Origin of the sequence: Micromonospora fiedleri (assembly GCF_016774385.1) — a bacterium.
Classification (GTDB): Bacteria; Actinomycetota; Actinomycetes; order Mycobacteriales; family Micromonosporaceae; genus Micromonospora; species Micromonospora gifhornensis.
This window is the reverse complement of record NZ_JAETXL010000021.1, coordinates 1-19,512: the sequence shown is the minus strand read 5'-3', so window position 1 is coordinate 19,512 and position 19,512 is coordinate 1. Positions and strand designations below refer to the sequence as shown.

Annotated in this window: 18 protein-coding genes; 3 read left to right on the top strand and 15 right to left on the bottom strand. The window is 73.2% G+C overall.

Annotated elements, in window-relative coordinates:
- Positions 1 to 5 precede the first annotated feature (5 nt).
- The 9 genes from JMF97_RS30145 to recN form a co-directional block, all read right to left on the bottom strand.
- A complete protein-coding gene (locus tag JMF97_RS30145; protein WP_203224617.1) occupies positions 6 to 611 on the bottom strand; it encodes an NUDIX domain-containing protein in 606 nt (201 codons plus the stop codon).
- Positions 608 to 2,341, bottom strand: a complete 1,734-nt coding sequence (pyrG, locus tag JMF97_RS30140; protein ID WP_043720374.1) for a CTP synthase — start codon at positions 2,339 to 2,341, stop codon at positions 608 to 610. Before pyrG ends, JMF97_RS30145 begins: the two co-directional genes overlap by 4 nt.
- 138 nt (positions 2,342 to 2,479) lie before the next feature.
- Positions 2,480 to 4,861 carry a hypothetical protein gene (locus tag JMF97_RS30135; RefSeq protein WP_203224616.1) on the bottom strand — a complete coding sequence of 794 codons (2,382 nt, stop codon included), beginning with the start codon at positions 4,859 to 4,861 and terminating at the stop codon, positions 2,480 to 2,482.
- Positions 4,861 to 5,994, bottom strand: coding sequence for a glycosyltransferase family 4 protein (locus JMF97_RS30130; protein WP_013732858.1), 1,134 nt, complete (start codon positions 5,992 to 5,994; stop codon positions 4,861 to 4,863). Before JMF97_RS30130 ends, JMF97_RS30135 begins: the two co-directional genes overlap by 1 nt.
- 7 nt (positions 5,995 to 6,001) lie before the next feature.
- Positions 6,002 to 7,660: a murein biosynthesis integral membrane protein MurJ gene (gene murJ, locus JMF97_RS30125; protein WP_203224625.1), complete on the bottom strand. Its 1,659-nt coding sequence runs from the start codon at positions 7,658 to 7,660 to the stop codon at positions 6,002 to 6,004.
- Between the two features lies 1 nt (position 7,661).
- Positions 7,662 to 8,519, bottom strand: coding sequence for a hypothetical protein (locus JMF97_RS30120; protein WP_203224626.1), 858 nt, complete (start codon positions 8,517 to 8,519; stop codon positions 7,662 to 7,664).
- Between the two features lie 95 nt (positions 8,520 to 8,614).
- Positions 8,615 to 9,556 (bottom strand): copper transporter, encoded by a 942-nt coding sequence (locus JMF97_RS30115; protein ID WP_013732855.1) that lies wholly within the window; start codon positions 9,554 to 9,556, stop codon positions 8,615 to 8,617.
- Positions 9,557 to 9,584: 28 nt separating this feature from the next.
- A complete protein-coding gene (steA, locus tag JMF97_RS30110) occupies positions 9,585 to 10,763 on the bottom strand; it encodes a putative cytokinetic ring protein SteA (protein ID WP_203224615.1) in 1,179 nt (392 codons plus the stop codon).
- 118 nt (positions 10,764 to 10,881) lie between these two features.
- A complete protein-coding gene (gene recN, locus JMF97_RS30105; protein WP_203224614.1) occupies positions 10,882 to 12,639 on the bottom strand; it encodes a DNA repair protein RecN in 1,758 nt (585 codons plus the stop codon).
- Positions 12,640 to 12,730: 91 nt separating this feature from the next.
- On the opposite strand from recN, the gene JMF97_RS30100 reads away from it, so the two are divergent.
- Positions 12,731 to 13,201: a helix-turn-helix domain-containing protein gene (locus JMF97_RS30100; protein ID WP_203224613.1), complete on the top strand. Its 471-nt coding sequence runs from the start codon at positions 12,731 to 12,733 to the stop codon at positions 13,199 to 13,201.
- Here the strand turns inward: JMF97_RS30100 and JMF97_RS30095 are convergent.
- The 4 genes from JMF97_RS30095 to JMF97_RS30080 all read right to left on the bottom strand — a co-directional run bounded on the left by JMF97_RS30095 (position 13,137) and on the right by JMF97_RS30080 (position 15,854).
- Positions 13,137 to 14,021, bottom strand: coding sequence for an NAD kinase (locus JMF97_RS30095; RefSeq protein WP_013732852.1), 885 nt, complete (start codon positions 14,019 to 14,021; stop codon positions 13,137 to 13,139). The genes JMF97_RS30100 and JMF97_RS30095 overlap by 65 nt on opposite strands.
- An 85-nt stretch (positions 14,022 to 14,106) precedes the next feature.
- Positions 14,107 to 14,961, bottom strand: a complete 855-nt coding sequence (locus tag JMF97_RS30090; RefSeq protein ID WP_203224612.1) for a TlyA family RNA methyltransferase — start codon at positions 14,959 to 14,961, stop codon at positions 14,107 to 14,109.
- Positions 14,962 to 14,976: 15 nt separating this feature from the next.
- Positions 14,977 to 15,192, bottom strand: coding sequence for a hypothetical protein (locus JMF97_RS30085; RefSeq protein ID WP_203224611.1), 216 nt, complete (start codon positions 15,190 to 15,192; stop codon positions 14,977 to 14,979).
- Positions 15,189 to 15,854, bottom strand: a complete 666-nt coding sequence (locus JMF97_RS30080) for a phasin family protein (RefSeq protein ID WP_203224610.1) — start codon at positions 15,852 to 15,854, stop codon at positions 15,189 to 15,191. The genes JMF97_RS30085 and JMF97_RS30080 overlap by 4 nt, the downstream gene beginning before the upstream one ends.
- 111 nt (positions 15,855 to 15,965) lie before the next feature.
- On the opposite strand from JMF97_RS30080, the gene JMF97_RS30075 reads away from it, so the two are divergent.
- The gene (locus JMF97_RS30075) at positions 15,966 to 16,304 is read left to right on the top strand and encodes an SCP2 sterol-binding domain-containing protein (RefSeq protein ID WP_203224624.1); all 339 of its coding nucleotides are present in this window, start codon (positions 15,966 to 15,968) and stop codon (positions 16,302 to 16,304) included.
- 6 nt (positions 16,305 to 16,310) lie between these two features.
- Here JMF97_RS30075 and JMF97_RS30070 read toward each other — a convergent pair whose 3' ends face one another.
- On the bottom strand, positions 16,311 to 17,330 hold the full coding sequence (locus JMF97_RS30070; RefSeq protein WP_203224609.1) for an HAD-IIA family hydrolase: 1,020 nt from the start codon (positions 17,328 to 17,330) through the stop codon (positions 16,311 to 16,313).
- A complete protein-coding gene (locus JMF97_RS30065) occupies positions 17,327 to 18,346 on the bottom strand; it encodes a tetratricopeptide repeat protein (RefSeq protein ID WP_203224608.1) in 1,020 nt (339 codons plus the stop codon). Before JMF97_RS30065 ends, JMF97_RS30070 begins: the two co-directional genes overlap by 4 nt.
- Between JMF97_RS30065 and JMF97_RS30060 the strand changes: the two genes are divergently transcribed.
- On the top strand, positions 18,296 to 19,512 hold a 1,217-nt coding region (locus tag JMF97_RS30060), incomplete at its 3' end, for a hypothetical protein (protein ID WP_203224607.1). The two genes, JMF97_RS30065 and JMF97_RS30060, sit on opposite strands and share 51 nt — an antisense overlap.

The window sequence follows — 19,512 nt, the reverse complement described above, 5'->3', positions numbered from 1 at the left end:
CCGGCTCAGCCCGGCAGTGGGGCGTCCGCCCGGCGTAGCGCCGACCAGCCGGCGTCGCGGGCGCGGGCGGCGGCGAGCAGCCCGGCCACACAGGACGCATTGGTGATCTCGCCGGCCAGCACCATGCCGACCGCCTCGTCCAGGTCGATCCGGACGATCTGCAGGTCGGCCTCCTCGTCGTGCCGGTCGTGGCGCTGCTCCGCAGGCACGTCGGCCAGATCGCGGGCCAGGAAGACCCGGACCAGTTCGTCGGTGAAGCCCGGCGAGCTGTGCAGGTCGACCAAGACGTCGAGACGGCCGGCGGTCAGGTCGACCTCCTCGGCCAACTCCCGTGCCGCGGTGACCGCCGGGTCCTCGCCGGCCACGTCGGTCAGCCCCGCCGGCAACTCCCACAACCGTCGGCCGACCGGCTGGCGGTACTGCCGGATCAACACCACCTGACCGGCGTCGTCGAGCGCCACCACCGCCACCGCGCCGACGTGCCGGACCAGGTCACGGGTGGCGGTGCCACCACCGGGCATGGTGACCTCCTCGGAGACCACCTCGAAGATGCGCCCGGAGTAGCGCACCTGGCGGGAGCGCACCTCGTAGCGGTGCTCGACCGCGCTCACGACGCGGACGTCGCCGGCGCGGCGGTGCCGTTGCGGGTGACCCGCTCGGCGGCGTCCAGGTCGACCGGAAGCTGGTCGGCCTGCGAGTACGCCACAGCGGCCTGCACGAACGCGGCGAACAGCGGATGCGGCCGGGTCGGACGGCTCTTGAGTTCCGGGTGCGCCTGGGTGGCCACGAAGAACGGGTGCAGCTCGCGGTCCAGTTCGACGAACTCGACAAGCCGCCCGTCCGGCGAGGTGCCGGAGATGTGCAGCCCCGCCTTGGTCAGCTGGTCACGGTAGGCGTTGTTCACCTCGTAGCGGTGCCGGTGCCGTTCGCTGATCTCGGTACTGCCGTACGCCTCGGCGACGATCGACCCCTCGGCCAGTTTCGCCGGGTACGCGCCCAGCCGCATGGTGCCGCCCAGGTCGCCCTTGCCGGCGACGATGTCCTCCTGGTCGGCCATGGTGGCGATGACCGGGTGCACGGCCTCGGCGTCGAACTCCACCGAGTTGGCCCCTTCGAGTCCGGCCAGGTGTCGGGCCACCTCGATGGTCATGCACTGCAGGCCGAGGCAGAGCCCGAGCAGCGGGATGCCGTTCTCCCGGGCGTACCGGGCGGTGCCGATCTTGCCTTCGATGCCGCGCACCCCGAAGCCACCGGGGATGACGATGCCGTCGACACCGGCCAGGGCGGCCGCCGCACCCGTCGGGGTGACGCAGTCGTCGCTGGGCACCCAGCGCAGCTGCACCCGGGCCCGGTTGCCGAACCCGGCGGCCCGGATCGCCTCGCTGACCGACAGGTACGCATCCGGCAGGTCCACGTACTTGCCGACCAGGGCGACGGTGATGGTGCGCTGCGGCTGGTGCACCCGCTCCAGCAGGTCGTCCCAGCCGTCCCAGTCCACGTCGCGGAAGGAGAGCCCGAGCCGACGCACCACGTACGCGTCGAGCCCTTCGCGGTGCAGCACCTTGGGGATGTCGTAGATGCTCGGCGCGTCCGGGGCGGCGATGACCGCCTCGGCGTCGACGTCGCAGTACAGCGACAGCTTGTGCTTGAGCTTGTCCGGGATGTCGCGGTCGGAGCGGCAGACGATCGCGTCGGGCTGGATGCCGATGTTGCGCAGCTGCGCCACCGAGTGCTGTGTCGGCTTGGTCTTCAACTCCCCAGACGGCGCCAGGTACGGCACCAGCGACACGTGCAGGTAGAAGCAGTTGTCCCGGCCCAGGTCGTGGCGGACCTGACGGATCGCCTCCAAAAACGGCAGCGACTCGATGTCACCGACCGTGCCACCCACCTCGGTGATCACCACGTCCGGGGTACGGCCGTCGTCGTCCGGGTCACCCATCGCCAGGATCCGGGACTTGATCTCGTTGGTGATGTGCGGGATCACCTGGACGGTGTCGCCCAGGTACTCGCCACGCCGCTCCTTGGCGATCACGTCGGAGTAGATCTGGCCGGTGGTGACGTTCGCCTTGCCGGACAGCGCCCGGTCCAGGAAACGCTCGTAGTGGCCGACGTCGAGGTCGGTCTCGGCGCCGTCCTCGGTGACGAAGACCTCGCCGTGCTGGAACGGGTTCATCGTTCCGGGGTCGACGTTGAGGTAGGGGTCGAGCTTCTGCATCACCACGCGCAGTCCCCGCGCGGTCAGCAGGTTGCCGAGGCTGGAGGCGGTCAGCCCCTTACCCAGCGAGGAGGCGACTCCCCCGGTGACGAAAATGTGCCTGGTCGTCCGTGCTGTTGGGGCCAAGGCCTGCTCCCGTGTCGTCCGTCGCGGTCGTGCAGACCGCCGAGCCGATCAGCGAAGTGATCACGCGATCCACGGGATTCCACGCTAACACCTTCCCGGTGCGGGCCTGGTGGCGCACCCGAGGTACGCCTCATCGGCTCACCCGGTCGCCACCTCGGCCGATGACCGTATCGCCCGGCCCCGGTCGCGTCGCGGCTCGTGCGACGCCCCCGCGTCGCCCGCCGGGGCGGCTCCGCCACCCTCGTCGCCGGCACCGACCGCCCCGGCACCCGACGAGTCGGCATCCGACGCCCCGGCCTGCGGCGAGGCGGCATCAGAGCGGTCGGCGTCAGCGGGCCCGGCATCGGACGAACCGGCATCCGACGGCCCGGCAGCAGGCGGCCCGGCATCGGACGGCCCGGCGTCCTGGGGGCGGTCGGTGGCGGGTCGGGTCCGGTCCGCGGCGTGGTCGAGCACCCGCAGCGCGGACAGCGCCGCCATCGGCACCACCACCGCCGCGGCCGCACCGGCCACGTCCAGGGCCACCGCGCCCAGCACGCCACCGATCCCGACCGCCACACCGGTGCCCGCCATCGCCGCACGGATCGCCGGGTAGATCCCGAACAGCCGCCGCAGGCCGCCCCACGGTTGCAGCAGCGCGAACCACAGCAACAGCGCCCCGACCAGCGCCAGCACCGTCAACGGACTGTTGACCAGGGTCTGGAAGCTCGACGCGCTGGACCGCTGCACCGTCAACCCGCCCGTACCGTCGCCCAGGGCGGCGAGGAACCGGCCCAGGCTCCCCCGCTCACCGGGCGGACGACCCAGATCCACCACCGCGAAACCGATCATCACCGCCAGCCCGGCCATGCCCGCCCAGGCCAGCCGGGTCATGGTCAGCCAACCACCGGTACTGATCGCCGCGGCCACGCTCACCCCGGCGGTCAACGCGATCGCCCCGATCGAGTCGGCGCCCAGGTAGGGGCTGCCGACCACCACCACGGCAGCACCACCGATCAGCACCATCACCGTCGGCCGCCACTCGCGACGCACCCGCTGGGCCAACCATCCGGCGGTCAGCAGCGCGGCGGCGATGAACACGCCGAGCCCGACCGTGCCGAGCCCGGCGTACCGGCCGCCCTCCAACGCGGAGTAGCCGACCACCCCGTTGAGTTGCAGGCGCGCGCCGGTGACCACGTCCAGACCGACCGCCAGCACGGTCAACCCGGCCACCGCACCCAGCGGGCCGAGGGTGCTGCGGTAACCCGGCGCGAGCCGCACCAGCAGCGTCGCGGCGGCGAGCAGCGCAGCCGTCAACCCGGCGAAGGTGACAGCCGGGTAGGTGTTGCGCCACCAGGGCACCGCCTCGGCCAGCAGCGCCGCCGGCATGGCCAACGCGGCGGCGACGAGCAGCAGCTCCACCACCGCCACCACCCGCCGGGACACCGGCTTCGGACCGTACGGTCCGGCGTGTCGGCGGGCCCGGCGCAGCAGCGGCAGCACCGCCACCGCCAGCGCCACCTGCACGCCGGCCAGCAGGATGAAGAACCCACCGGCGACCTCCCGCTGCGCGGCGGCCTCCCGGTCGGCGTCGGCGGGCTCGGCGATCGCCGCGGTCAGGTCGTCCGGCCGGCCGCCGACCGACTCGGCGGGTCGGCCGAGGAACTGCCGGTCCGGCATCGGACGCCCCAACGCCGTCAACGCGGTCGGCGCGAGGTCGATCAGTTGCAGGTAGCCGCGACGCCCGGTGGTCGGCGAGGTCAACCAGCCGTTGTCCCAACCCGGCCCGTCGGCGACGGCCACGTGCAGCCGCGACGGCTGTTCGGTGTCCGCGACCCCGGCCACGATCACCAGCGAGTGCGGTGGCCGGGCGGCCAGCACCCGGGCCAGTTGCGCGTCGGCGTCGCGGGCCGCCGCCGCCCGCTCGGCCGGGTCGGTGCCGGCGACCGTGCCCAGGTCGACGATGCTGAGCACGCAGGAGCCGAGCAGCCCGGCCGGATCCGCCGGCAGGGTCGGCTCGTACCGGTCGACCCGGCCGAAGGGTCGGGCGGCGGCCACCGCCGCACCCGGACCGACCGCCACCGAGCAGCGCACCGACTCCGACAGGGCGCCGGGCACCGTGCCCCACGGCAGCCGGTCCTGGTTGTGCATCACCACGCTCTCCTGCTCCGGCAGGTTCGCGCCGATACGGTCCGGCTTGTCCACCCTCACCTCGGTCGGCGGGCACGTGCCGTCCCGCTGACCGCCGGTCCACCCGGCGAAGCTGCCCGCCCCCAGCGTCAACCAGCCGTCCAGCGGGCAGGTGGGCCGGTAGGCCGAACGCACCGACAGCGACCCGATCGACCCCTCGCGGGCCAACTGCCACAGCGTCGGGGTGCGCTGCGGGTCGACGTCGTCCCACCGCAGCCCGGCCACCCCGACCAGCACCACGAAGTCGGCGCCGGGTCGAGGCGGCGGCGTCCGCGGCCCCGCCGCCAACGCGAAGATGCCCACCACCACCACGACCAGGGTGAGCACGATCGGAGCGACTCGTCGCAGCATCACCGACGTCCCGTCGACGAGGCGTCGGCGTCCGGCGCGGCCAGTTCGGCGTAGAGCGCGACCACCTGGGCGACGGTGTCCGTCTCGGTGGGCCACGTCGCTGCCCGCGCCGCGCCACGCCGCCCCCACTCGACGCGGCCGGCGTCGTCGTCGAGCAGGCTCTGCACCGCCGCGTCGACCGCGTCGACGTCGCCCGGCGGCACCAGCACGGCCGCGTCGCCGACCAGCTCCGGCAGGCCGCCCACCGCGGTGGCCACCAGCGGTACGCCGGCACGCAACGCCTCCTGGGCGAACAACTGGCGCGCCTCCCAGTCGCTGGTCACCACGGCCAGGTCCGCGGCGGCGAGCAGGTCCGCCACGTCGGTGCGGTGCCCGAGCAGGGTGATCGGCGCGCGGACGGCACTGATCCGGGCGGCCAGCGGCAGATACGCCGGCCCGCTGCCGGCGATCACCACGACCGGGGGCGGGGTGCGCTCCCGCCACCGGGCCGCGGCGTCGATCAACACGTCGTAGCGTTTCTGCGGGTGCAACCGACCGACCGAGAGGATCAACGGCTGGTCGGCGGCGACGGCGAACTCGGCCCGTACGGCGGCGCGCCCTCGACGCGGCGCGGGCAGCACCGGCGCGGCCACCGGCGCCAGCCGGGCGTCGGGCGCACCGAGCGCGACCGCACGGTCGACCAGGTCGGCCGACGCGCCGAGGGTGACCCGGGCGCCCCGGGCGACGATCCGCTCGACCAGGCGCGAGATGCGGCCCCGCAACCCACCGGTGAGCACCGCGTTGTGCCAGGTGACCACCAGCGGGGCGGACGGTCGGGCGAGCACCGCCACCAGAGCGGCGCGCAGTCCGTGCGCGTGCACGACCCGGACCTGCTCGTCGGCGAGCACCCGACGCAGCACCGCGACCGCCCGGGCGTCGCCGGGGGCGGGGCTGGCCGGGATCTCCACCGCCGCGAACCGGGCACCGGCCGCTTCGAAGTCGAACTGGTCCTGGGTCGCCGCGGGCCCGCAGACCAGCACCGGCAGCCCGGCGGCGGTCAACCCGCGGGTCAGTGCCCGCACGTGCTGTCCGACACCACCGGTGCTGGAGGCCAGCAGCAGCACCACCGTGCCCGTCCGCTCAGGCGTGCCCACCGGCTGATCACCCCTTCCCGTCGGCCTGCTCCGGGCGGTTCCCGTCCGCCTGCCTACCCCGTACGCGGGCCGGCAGCCGTCGGCGCAGCCCGGCCAGCACCGGACGCACGTCGCGTCGGTCGACCAACCAGACCACGGCGAGGAACACGACACCGACCAAGGCTCCGGACAGCATGCCCTGCCCGAGGGCCACCCACCGCGTCGGGGTGCCGTCGGCGCCCGCGAGCAGCCGCAGCAGGCCCAGCGCGGCCAGCGTCCCCGCGGTGGCGCCCAGCAGTCCCGCGCCGGCGGCCCTGCCGGCACCGGCCAGCGCCACCGGCCCGGCGGCGCGCCGCACGGCCAGCAGCAGCAGCCCGCCGAGCAGCAGCATGCCCACCGAGTTGGCAAGTGCTGCGGCGAGCACCCGGTCGGCCACCGGCAGCAGCGTCGACAGCGGCAGCAGGGCCAGCGGGACGACAAGCCATCCGGCGGTGATGGCGGCGGTGGCCGAGCGGGTCGCCCCCCGGGCGTACAGGGCCCGGGAGAGCACCGCGAACAGCCCGTACCCGAGCAGCCCGGGGGCGTACCCGGCGATGGCGTGGGCGGTGGCGTCGGCGTTGAGGGGAAAGAACCGCCCGATCGGCCCGGCCGTGCCGACGAGCACGGCAGCGCCGAGGAAGCTGAGCAGCAGCACCCCGCGCAGCGTGGCCGCCAGGGTGCGACGGTAGGTCTGCTCGTCGCCGCCGGCGGAGGCCGCGGCGAGGGTGGGGTACGCGGCGGTGGCCAGCGGCACCGCCAGCACCGCCCAGGGCAGCAGGTAGAAGGTCTGGGCGAGGTTGAACACCTGCGGCGCCTCGGTGAGCCCACCGGCGACCCGGTACAGGATCACCGCCAGCGCGACCTGCTGGGCGGTGACGGTCACCACCCCGGCCACGGCCAGCCCACCCACCCGGGCCCGGGCGTCGGCGGTGAACGTGTAGCCGAAGCGGGGCCGCAACCGCAGCCGGCGGATCGGGATCAGCAGCGACAGCGACAACACCGCCACGCCGAGGGTGGTGCCCGCCGACAGGATCAGCTCCGCGCCGCGGCCGGCCTGCGCCACGCTCGCCCCGGGCCCGGCGACCCCGACGAAGACCAGGTACACGACGATCACGGTGAGGCTGGACAGCAGCGGCGCGATCACCGGCCAGGCGAAGCGGCGGTGCGCCTGCAGCACACCGCTGAGCACGATGCCGATGCCGTACAGCGGCAACTGCGGCGCGAAGACCCGCAGCATCCGGGCCCCGGCGGCGAGTTCCTCCGGCGACCGGCTGTCCCCCAGCAGGTTGATCAGCGGGCCGGAGCCCAGCGCCAACAGCACCGCCAACGGCACCAGCAGGGTCACCGTCCAGGTCAGCAGGGCACCGGTGGTGGCCGCCACCGCCCGCCGGTCACCGGCGGCGACCGCACCGGCGAGCAGCGGCACGACCAGGCTGGCCAGCGCCCCACCGGCCACGATCTCGAAGATGATGTTGGGTGCGGTGTTGGCCAGCACGTACATCGCACCCAGGTCGCTGTCCTGGACCACCCAGGTGAACACGGCCGTACGCCCGAACCCGGCCACCCGGCTGAGCACGGTGAGTACGGCGATGAGCGCGGCAGCCGAGGCCACCCGGCCGGCGCCGGCGAGGGGGGCCGGTCTGGTCACGTCAGTCGGGGCGGCGGCCCAGCGCGTCGAGGTCACGCAGTCCCGGCGTACTCGCGATGACCTTCGTGAAACTGACCTTCTCGCTGGCGGCGGTGAGTCCGGCGAGCACCGCGAGCAGGGCGGCCCGACCGACCGGGCCGGTGCGGGCGGCCAACGCCACGCCGAGCACCGCGCCGAGGGCGTTGGCGCCGCTGTCGCCCAGCATCACGTCCTCGTCCAGGTCGGCGGGGAGCAGCCCGGCGGCGGCACCGACCGCACCGGCGGCGATCCCGCCCTGCCGGCCCCCGGTCAACGGTGTGCCGAGCAGCAGGCCGGACTTCAACGCCCGCCCGGGCCGCAGGTCGAGCAGGTTGAGCAGGTTCGCGGTCCCGGCGATCACACCCGCGCCGAGCAGCACGTCGACGCCGCGACCCAGCGGGCCCTGCCGCGCTCGCCGCCGATGCCCGGCCACGCCCTGGTCGGCGGCGAGCAGCGTCGCGGCACCGAGACCGGCCGCACCCACCCCGACGATCTTGACCAGGCCGGCGGTGACCCGGCCCTGCCGCAGCGCGGCGAGGTGCCCCGCGAAGCCCTTGTACGCCTTCTGTTCCGGCCGCGCGCCGACCACGTCGTCGTACAGGCCGACGGCACCGGCGCCGAGCCCGGCCAGCAGGGTCGCCGCGCCGGCCGGCACGCTCGCCGCCCCGCACGCCGCCGCGCCGCTGGCGCCCGCCGCGAGCGCCGGCCCGGCCGCCAGGGTGACGGTGCGGCCACGGAAGTTGGTCCGCGCAAGCCCGGCCCCGGCCGGCGAGGTCCGCACCTGACGCAGCGCGTACCGGGCGGCAGCCGCCCCGATGCCCGCCGCCAGCAGTCCCCGCACGATCGTCACGCCGCCGCCTCGCTCCGCACGCTCACACGGCCCTCCTGCCAGTCGGCGGACATCGTCGAATTTCGGTGCACCGGGTGCACCGGCGCTCACTGGGGCAGTTTAGGCAGCAGCGACGCGGCGTTGTCACCCACGCCGTACTGACCGGCCTTGCGCTCGGTGAGCTGCTGCACCAGGGCCAGCGTGGTGACCAGTTGCCCCTGCACGGTGTTGGCGTTGTCGATGGTCGAAATGGTCTGCGCGAGCACGGCGTCGCCGCGGACGAAGGCCACCAGGTTGCCGTTGGCGGAGCCGTTGCCGGCCACCACGATGCCTCCGGTCCGGTCGAACTGCTCGGCGATCTTGACGACCGATTCGTCCTTCTTGGCGGAGTCCTTGTCCACGTACGGCAGCCCGCTCACCACCACCACCGCCTCGGCCGCCGTGGTGATCCGGTCGGCGGCGCTCAGATAGCTGGCGTTGCTGTACGCGGCCAGCACGGCCCGCCGGTCGGCCTCGGTGACCGGTTCCGAACCGGCCGGCTGGTCCAGCAGCACGGTGGCCAACAGGGCGCTGGAGGTCTCCACCCCGTGACCGTTGCCGGGCAGGTTGGCCGTCGGCGCCCCGGTCGGCCGGGCCGCAGTGACCGCCAGCTCCAGCAGGTTGTTGTTGTTCTCCGGGTTGATGAACTTGTCCTGCAGATCGATGCGGCCGGTGAGGTCGGCGCCCGCCAACTGCAACATCTTGATCACACCTTCGGCGTGGTCACGGCCGGTCGGCGTGGTCAGCACCAGCACCCGCTTGCCGGTCAGCTTGCCCGGCAGCGTGATCTGCGCCATCTCGGCGGCGAACTGCTCCTCCAGCTCCAGTTCCCGTTCCATGCTCTGGACCGTCTGGCGCATCTGCTGGTTGGCCTTGCTCAGCGCGTCGACGTGTTCCTTGAGCGAGTCGGCCACCGGGCCGTTGAGCGCGGCGGTGCCGACCACCAGGCCGATCGCCAGTGCCAGGAAGACCGCGGTCAGGGAAACCACGTGGTAGCGAAAATTGATCACGCTTGCAGCCTCTTGAATCGGTCGGGGGCTAGAAGAGCTGGCCGAGCTGGAACACGAAATTGTCCCACCACTCGGAGACCACACCCAGGTACGCCTTACCAACGGTGGAGACGGCCACCGCCGATGCCATGGCCGCGACCGCCGAGAGCACCAGCAGCAACAGGGAGGAACCGGAGATGCCCTGCCGGTAGAGCCGGCTGACGCCCTTGGCGTCGACCAGCTTCCCGCCGACCTTGAGCCGGGTGAGGAACGTCGAGGCCATGCCGCCGCGGCCCTTGTCGAGGAACTCGACGAGGGTGGCGTGGGTGCCGACCGCCACGATCAGCGAGGCGCCCTTCTCGTCGGCCAGCAGCATGGCCAGGTCCTCGCTGGTGGCGGCGGCGGGGAAGGTCACCGCCGACACCCCCAGGCCGTTGACCCGGGGCAGGCCGGGCGCCCGCCCGTCCGGGTAGGCGTGCACGATCACCTCGGCGCCGCAACGCAGCACGTCGTCGGTGACCGAGTCCATGTCACCGATGATCATGTCCGGTGTGTAGCCGGCCTCGACCAGCGCGTCGGCGCCACCGTCGACGCCGATGAGCACCGGCTTGAACTCCCGGATGTAGGGGCGCAGCACGTCCAGGTCGGCCTTGTAGTCGTAACCCCGGACCACGATCAGGCAGTGCCGGCCCTGGACCTCGGTGACGATGTCCGGCACGCCGACACCGTCGAGCAGCAGGTCACGCTCCTGCCGGAGGTAGTCCATGGTGTTGGCGGCGAACGCCTCCAACTGCACCGACAGGCCCTCCCGGGCATCCGTCATCGCCTTGGCCACGCTCTCGGCGTCCTGCAGGCTGCCGTGCGCCACCGGGTCGTCACCCAGGAAGATCGTGTTGCCCTCGATCCGCACGGTGTCGCCCTCGCGGATCCGCTCGAAGATGCCCTCACCCAGGTCGTCGAGCAGCGGGATGCCGTTGGAGACCAGCACCTCCGGCCCGAGGTTGGGGTACCGGCCGGAGACCGACGGCTTGGCGTTGAGCACCGCACCGACACCGACCGCGACCAGCGAGTCGGCGGCGACCCGGTCCAGGTCGACATGGTCGATGACCGCGATGTCACCCGGGCGGAGCCGCCCGACCAGGCGTTTCGTCCGGCGGTCCAGGCGTGCGGTGCCGAGGATCTGTCCCGGTTCCGCGTTCCGGGCCCGGCGCAACGTGGGTAGACGCATCGTGACCATCCTGGCATGTGAGGCAGGCGAATCCGTCGCGACATGCCTGAGCAGGGCCGCCTACCCAGGGAAGCACATACCGGCGAAGGCCGGTGTGCCTCCGCTCACAATGATGGTCTCACGACCGCCTTTCCCGGGCCGCCACGGCCAGCAACTCCTCCGCGTGAGCGATACCCAGATCCGAGTCCGGCAAACCCGCCAACATCCGGGCCAACTCCCGCGCCCGCTCGGTGTCCTCCACCACCCGCACCCCACTGGTGGTCACCGCACCACCGGTGTCCTTCGCCACCACCAGATGCCGGTCAGCGAACGCCGCCACCTGCGGCAGATGGGTCACCACCAACACCTGGTGACTGCGGGCCAACCGGGCCAACCGCCGCCCGATCTCCACCGCAGCCTGACCACCGACCCCCGCATCGACCTCGTCGAACACCAACGTCGGCGGGCCACCGGAGCCGGCGAAGACGACCTCGATGGCCAACATCACCCGCGACAGCTCACCACCGGAGGCACCCCGCTGCAACGGCAACGACGGCGCACCCGGATGCGCCAGCAACCGCAACTCGACCTCGTCGCCACCGTCCGGCCCGACACCGACCTCCACCCCGTTGACCGGCAACGTGGGCTCGGCCCGACCCGCCGGTCGGGGCAGCACCGCCACCTCCACCCGGGCGTGCGGCATGGCCAGCCCGGCCAACTCCGCGGTGACCTGATCGGCGAACCGGGCCGCCGCCTCCTGTCGGGACACCGACAACCGCCCGGCCAGCTCGGCCACCTCACCGGCCAGCCGCGACGCCTCCCGGTCCAACTCGTCGAGCAACTCATCCGAGGTGTCCAGCTCCGACAACCGGGCACCGGCCCGCTGCGCCCAGGCGATCACCCCGTCGACGTCGTCGGCGTACTTGCGGGTCAACGCCCGCAATGCCGCCCGACGCTCGTAGATGGCCTGCAACCGGGCCGGATCGGCATCCAGGCCGGCCAGATACGTCGACAGTTCCACCGACACGTCGGCGACCAGGGTCGCCGCCTCCTCCAGCCGCGCCGCCAACTCACCGAGAAGCGGATCCGTGCCGGCCTGCGCCTCCAACGTCCGCCGGGCGGTGCCCAGCAGCGTCGACGCGTCCGGCGTGTCGTCGGTGGCCTCCAGACCACCGGCCACGCACTGGTGCGCCAACTGCGCCGCGGCGCGCAGACCCTCGGCATGCTCCAGCCGCTGCACCTCCGCCTTCAGCTCGTCGTCCTCACCCGGCTGCGGATCGACCCTGGTGATCTCGTCGAGACCCAACCGCAGCAGATCCGACTCCTGATGACGCTCCCGCGCGTTACGCCGCCGGTCGGCCAGGTCGTCGACCACCCGCCGCCACTGCGTGTACGCCTCCCGCGTCGCGTCCAGCAACTTCTCGTGCTCCGGGCCGGCGAACCGGTCCAACGCGGCACGCTGCTCGGCCGGCCGCAACAACCGCAGCTGATCGGACTGGCCGTGCACCGCCACCACCTGCTCGCCCACCTCACCGAGCATCGACACCGGCATGCCCCGCCCGCCCAGATGCGCCCGCGACCGCCCCTCGACGGTGACCGTACGGCTCAACAGCAGCGCACCGTCCTCGTCCGGCTCACCACCGGCGTCACTGATGCGCGCGTGCACCGTCTCGGCGAACCGCCCGGACAGCCGCAACCGCCCCTCCACGACCGCCCGACCAGGCTGAGCACGCACCCGCCCCGCGTCGGCCCGGCCACCGAAGAGCAGACCGAGGCCGGTCACCACCATGGTCTTGCCCGCACCGGTCTCGCCGGTGATGACGTTCATCCCGCCGGTCAACGGCAGCGTGGTGTCCTCGATGACGCCCAGTCCGGTGATGCGCAGCTCTTCCAGCACAGCACCCGACAGTAGACGCGGTGCCCGACAGTTGACCAGCCGGCGCGGGCCGCGGCGCGCCCCGACCGCAAGCGTCGTACAGTTCAGCCCCATGTCGGAGGTGATCGGCCTGACCCCGGCCGAGGAGGAGCTCTACCGCTGCCTGGTGCAGCTCACCACGACCCACATCGACGAGTTGACCGAACGGCTGCACCGCCCCCGTACCGACATCATCACCCACCTCGACGCCCTGCGCGCCAAAGGACTGGTCCTACCGGCCGGCCCCGAACCGGACGCGGCGCTGCGCCCCCTCGCGCCGGACGTCCCGCTCGGCAGGGCACTGCTGCGCCAGCAGGAGGCCCTCGAGTGCTCGGAGTCTGCGACGCGCCGCATCGCACGGTCACCAGTCGCGGCACGCCACACCGGCGACATGTCGCCAGGTGGACACCAGGCGGACCGCCGGCCGGCAGGCAGGTGTCCGTCCGATTACCGCCGGGGCCTCACGAAGCGGGCCCGGTTCAGCGACGGGAGCCCCGCCAGCCCTGCACCGGCAGGTCGAACTTGGCCACCAGCCGATCGGTGAACGGCCGATCCCGCAGCCGCACGACCCGCACCGGTAGCGCCCCGCGCCGCACGGTGATCCGCGCCCCCGGCGGCACGTCGTAGACGCGCCGACCGTCGCAGGACAGCACCGCGAGCGTGGTGTACGGATCAACCGTGATCGAGATGGTCGACGTGGGTGCGGTGACCAGCGGACGGCTGAACAGCGCATGCGCACTGATCGGCACCAGCAGCAGCGCCTCCACCTCCGGCCAGACCACCGGCCCGCCACCGGAGAACGCGTACGCGGTGGAGCCGGTCGGGGTGGCGCAGACGACGCCGTCGCAGCCGTACCGCGACAACGGCCGCCCATCCACATCGACCATCAGCTCCAGCATCTGGGACCGCTCGCCCTTCTCGACGCTGATCTCGTTCAGCGCCCAGGACTCGATGGTCGGCCCGCCGTCGAACTCGGCCGTGACGTCGACGGTGAGCCGCTCGTCGACTGTGTAACTGCGGGAGACCACGTCACTGACCGCACTGTCCAGGTCATCGATCTCCGCCTCGGCCAGGAAACCGACCTTGCCGAGGTTGATGCCCAGCAGCGGCACCTTCGCCGGTCGGGCCAGCTCCGCCGCACGCAGGAACGTGCCGTCGCCACCGAGCGCGAAGACGATCTCCGCGCCTTCGGCGGCCTGCGGGCCGCTGACCGGGATGACCCCGGGCAGGTCCAGATCCTCGGCCTCCTCGGCGACCACCCGCACCTCGAAACCGGCGGCGATCAGGTCGCAGGCCACCGCCCGGGCATGCTCGGTGCTGCGGCGACGACCGGTGTGGGTGACCAGCAGAGTGGTCCGGCTCACCGGCCCCACCCTCCGGCCACGGCAGCATCCCGCCGACCGGCGAGCGGCCGGTACGGGCACGCCGTTCGACGCCCACTGTTCGCGCTCACCCTGCGACCTCCTCCGTCGCCGCGCCCGGCACCTCCCCGGACATCGTCGGACCCTGCGGCCCGGCGGCGACCACCACCCGGACCCGTTCCGGATCGGCCGGCGGCGCGCCCCGGCGTAACCATACGAAGAACTCGACGTTGCCGCTCGGCCCGGGCAGCGGGCTGGCCGCCACATCCACCAGACCCAACTGGTGCCCGGCAGCCGCTGCCGCGACATCGAGCACCGCCTCGGCCCGCAGCGCCGGATCCCGCACCACCCCGCCCGCGCCGACCCGTTCCTTGCCCACCTCGAACTGCGGCTTGACCATCAGGACGAGGTCCCCGTCGGTGCAGCCCGCCAGCGCCGGCAGCACCAGCCGCAGCGAGATGAACGACAGATCGGCGACGGTCAGCTCGACGGGCCCACCGATCACGTCGGTGGTGAGCGTCCGCACGTTGGTGCGCTCGAAGACCCGTACCCGCTCGTCGTTGCGCAGCGACCAAGCGAGCTGCCCGTAGCCGACGTCGACCGCCACCACCTCGGCCGCACCGGCGCGCAGCAGCACGTCGGTGAAGCCCCCGGTGGACGCGCCGGCGTCGAGGCAGCGCCGACCGGCCACGGTCAACCCGCCGGGAGTGAACGCGGCGAGCGCCCCGGCCAGCTTGTGGCCGCCCCGGGACACGTACTCCGAGGTGGGATCGTCACCGGTGACCAGCAGCGGATCGGCCGGATCGACCATGGCGGCGGCCTTGTGGGCCCGCACCCCCCGCAACTGGACCCGACCGGCCTCCACCAGCGCGGCCGCCTGCTCCCGGGAACGGGCCAGGCCACGGCGGACGAGTTCGGCGTCCAACCGGTTTCGACGTGCCATTGACCGACGGTCTCCTCAGGCCTGATCGATGGTGGCCAGCGTTTCCCGCAACGTCTGGTACGCGGCCTCGTACTGCGCGATCTGGTCGGCCGGGGCCAGGGCTGCCGCGTTGGCCATCGCCTGGACCGCGGCCTGCACCGCCGGGTGCTCGACGTCGTCGGTGTCCTCCGCGCTCCAGCGACGCGGCGGCGGACCCGGACGTGGCCCCGGCAGCGGCCCCGGCGCACTCATGCCGCGCCGTCCGCGTCCGCCCGACGCGCCGAGGCGGACCCACCATCAGCGGCCTTCTTCGCCACGGCCTTCTTGGCGACCGTCTTCTTGGCGACCGTCTTCTTCGCCACGACCTTCGTCGCCGACCGCTTGGCCACCGCCGTGTCCCCGGCTTCCTCGCCGGAACTCGCGCCCGGCTTCGCCGCGACCGCCTTCTTGGCCACCGCCTTCTTGGCCACGGCCTTCTTCGCGACCGTCTTCTTCGCCACGGTCTGCTTGGCCAGGGCCTTGCTCAGCGGGGCAGCCGCAGCGGTCGCAGGCGTACCCACCGACGAACCGGCCGCAGCCGTCGCAGCGTCGGCCGTTGCCGGCCCGCCCGCCGCGGTGGCCGTACGCAGCCGGCGCTCCAACTCCAGCACCCGGCGCTCCAACTCGGCCACCTCATCGGCGCTGGCCAGCCCCACTGCACCGAGCGCCCGCTCGACCTCGAACCGCACCAACTTGGTCAGCGACTCCCGGTTCGCCGCTCCGGTCGCACGGAGTTCGTCGGCGAGCGCCTGGAGTTGAGCGGCGGTCGCGCCGGTCGAGCCCATCGCCCGACGCACCGCGTCCTGCGCCTTCTTCCGAGGCGCCTCCGTCAAGCCCATGGCCAGTTCGAGGTAGGCGCGCCACGCGTCCTGCATGCCTGATTCCTTCCACCCGGCGGGTCTGCAGGTGTCACGCTACCGGGCCACCCGGACCACCCCGTGCGGTACGGTGCCCGGGGGATGACGTGGTGTGGCGAGGAGGCGATGGTGGCCACGGTGGACGAGTGCCGACAGGCGTTGCAGGATCTGGCCGCCCGGCTGGAGAGCAACGCGCAGACCGTCCGTGAGCGGGTCGACCTGGATCGCACCCTGGCCTGCCGGATCACCGACCTCCAGACCGCCTTCCACGGCCGGATCAGCGACGGACGGCTGGTCGACCTCGCCGACGGCGACGACCCCAAAGCCAAGATCGCCTTGAGTACGACAAGCGACGACCTGGTCGCCCTGGTCCGCGGCGAACTCGACGTCACCCGCGCGGTGGCCAACCGCCGGGTCTCGATCAAGGCGAACCCGTTCGACCTGATGAAGCTCCGCAAGCTGCTCTGAGCGCGGTCAGGAGGTCAGGCCGAGAGCGTCCAACGCCTGCGCCGCCTCCGCCGACGCCGCCCGGGGTGCTCCGGTCGGCCGATGCCACCAGGCCACCGCGCAGAGCGCCGCGAGCGCGTCCAGAGGGCGCCCGGCACCGGCCAACTCCCAGCCGTCGGTGCCGGTGACCACGTGCCAGCCGCCGACGTCACCCGCCGGCGCCGGCACCCGCACCACCTCCGCCGGGTCGAAGAGCCCGGCCAGATTCCACCCGACGTACGTGGGACGCCGGTCCGACGGCGCGGCAAGCAACTCCGGTACGTCACTGACACCGGTCAGCACCAGCAGACTGTCCAGCCCCGCCCGGTTGGCACCCTCGATGTCGGTGTCCAACCGGTCACCGACCACCAGGGTCCGCCCCGCACCGGCGCGACGCGCGGCGGTGGCGAACAACTCCGGTGCGGGCTTGCCCACCACCTCGTCCGGCTGCCGACCGAGCGCCGTGGCCAACGCGGCCACCAGCGCACCGTTGCCGGGCAGCGGTCCCCGACCGCTGGGCAGCGTCCGGTCGGTGTTCGTCGCGATCCAGGACGCACCCTGCCGCACGGCCACCGCCGCCTCGGCCAGGTCGGCCCAACCCACCTGCGGACCGTAGCCCTGAATCACCGCGACCGGCGAGTCCTCGGCCCGCGACACCGGCTTCAGCCCCACCGCAGCGACCTCGGCTCGCAGCGCCTCCGCGCCGACCACCAGCACGGGTGCCCCGGCGGGCAGCCGCTCACCCAGCAATTGGGCGGCGGCCGCGGCGCTGGTCAGCACCTCGTCCGGCCGGGCCTGCACACCCATTCCGGTGAGCAGATCGGCGACGTCGGCCGCGCGACGCGACGCGTTGTTCGTCGCGTACGCCACCGCCCGGCCCTCGTCGTGCAGCCGCGCGACGGCCTCGACCGCGCCGGGGATCGGCCGGTCGATCAGGTAGATCACGCCGTCCAGGTCGAAGACGACCAAGGCGTAGCCGTCGACCAGCCGTTCCCCGCCACCGTTCATCGCCGCTGCGTCTCCGACTCCGGCGAGCCGCCCTGCTCGGACCGGTCCGCACCGTCGACCGGCGTAACCGTCGGCGGCACCCCCGCGTCGGCGTCCCGCTCCTCGTCCGCGGCCTCCCCGGTCACGTCGCCCTCGACGACCGCGACGACCGCGCTGTCCTCGACCGCGCTGTCGACCGAGTCGCCCGCGTTCACAGCGTCACCGGGCTCGCCTTCGACGGCGACGGCGACGGTCACGTCCTCGGTCGCGCCGTCCTCGTCGTCGTCCGCGTCATCGTCGTCCGCGTCATCGTCGTCCGCGTCGTCGACGTCCACGTCGTCAGCGTCGTCGTCACCGGCGCGTTCGGCAAACGCGACAGCTGCCCCGGACACGTCGGTGTCCGGCTGGGCCTCGACAGCTCCGGGCGCACCAGGGCCGGCGACCAGTTCCTCGGCCGCCTCGTCCTCTTCGTCGCCCTCGATGAGCACGCCGTCCAGTTCGAGCAGCCGCTCGGCCGCGTCGGTCTCGGCGTCGGCGTCGACCTCCGCCGCACGGGAGAACCACTCCCTGGCCTCCGCGCGCCGTCCGACGGCCAGCAGAGCATCGGCGTACGCGTACCGCAGTCGCGCCGTCCACGGCTCCGCCGTGTCGGTGGTCAGCTCGCGTACCTGGAGCATGGCCACGGCCGCGTCCCGCTGTCCGAGGTCGCCTCGGGCACCAGCGGCCACGATCAGCAGTTCGATCGCGACGGCCCGGTCGAGCTTCTCCTGGTCGGCGCCGCGGAACAGGTCGATCGCCCGCTCCGGGCGGCCCAGGGCCCGCTCACAGTCCGCGATGACCGCCAGGTGACTCTGCAACCCACTCATCCGGTGGTACGTCCGCAGCTCCGCGATCGCCGTCTGCCACTCGCCGGCGTGGTACGCGGCCAGCCCGACGGCCTCCCGGACCGCGGAGATCCGCGATGCCAGGCGACGCGCGGCCAGGGCATGCGCGAGCGCCTGCTCCGGGTCCTCGTCGATCAGCTGGCCGGTCGCCACGAGGTGACGCGCTACGGTCTCCGCGACCGGCTTGGCGATCGAGAGCAGCTCGGCGCGAACGTCCTTGTCGAGGTCGGTCGCGAGGATCTCGTCGGGCAGCGTCGGAGCCGCCGTACCGTCGGCCTGCTCCGCTCCCTCCCGCCGAGCACGCGCGTCGTCGCCGCGCCCTCTGTCGTCGCGGAAGCCACCCTCACGACGGTCCCCATCACGGAACCCGCCCTCACGGCGGTCACCGCCGCGGAAGCCACCTTCACGACGGTCCCCGCCCCGGAACCCGCCCTCGCGACGGTCACCGCCGTCGCGGAACCCGCCGGAACGCTCACCGCTGTCACGCCGGAAGCCGCCTTCCCGGCGGTCTCCGCCCTGGAAACCACCGGAGCGCTCGCCGCCGTCACGACGGAACCCGCCCTCACGACGATCGCCGCCTTCGCGGAAACCACCGGGACGCTCACCGCTGTCACGCCGGAAACCACCCTCACGACGGTCGCCGCCTTCGCGGAAGCCACCGGAACGTTCCCTGTTGTCGGGACGGAAACCACCCTCGCGACGGTCACCGCCGCGGAAGCCACCAGAACGCTCACCATCGCGGGAGCCGCCTTCACGGCGGTCACCGCCCCGGAAACCACCGGGACGCTCACCGCCGTCACGCCGGAAGCCACCCTCACGGCGATCCCCGCCGCGGAAGCCGCCCTCGCGACGGTCTCCGCCCTGGAAACCACCGGAGCGCTCACCGCTGTCACGCCGGAAGCCGCCCTCGCGACGGTCTCCGCCTTCGCGGAAGCCGCCGGAACGTTCCCTGTTGTCGGGACGGAAACCACCCTCGCGACGGTCACCGCCACGGAAGCCGCCTTCACGGCGGTCTCCGCCCTGGAAACCACCGGAGCGCTCGCCGCCGTCGCGGCGGAACCCGCCCTCACGACGGTCGCCGCCCTGGAAACCACCTTCACGGCGGTCACCGCCCCGGAAACCACCGGGACGCTCACCGCTGTCACGCCGGAAGCTGCCTTCACGGCGATCCCCGCCGCGGAAGCCGCCCTCGCGGCGGTCTCCGCCCTGGAAACCACCGGAGCGCTCGCCGCCGTCGCGGCGGAACCCGCCCTCACGACGGTCGCCGCCCTGGAAACCACCTTCACGGCGGTCACCGCCCCGGAAACCACCGGGACGCT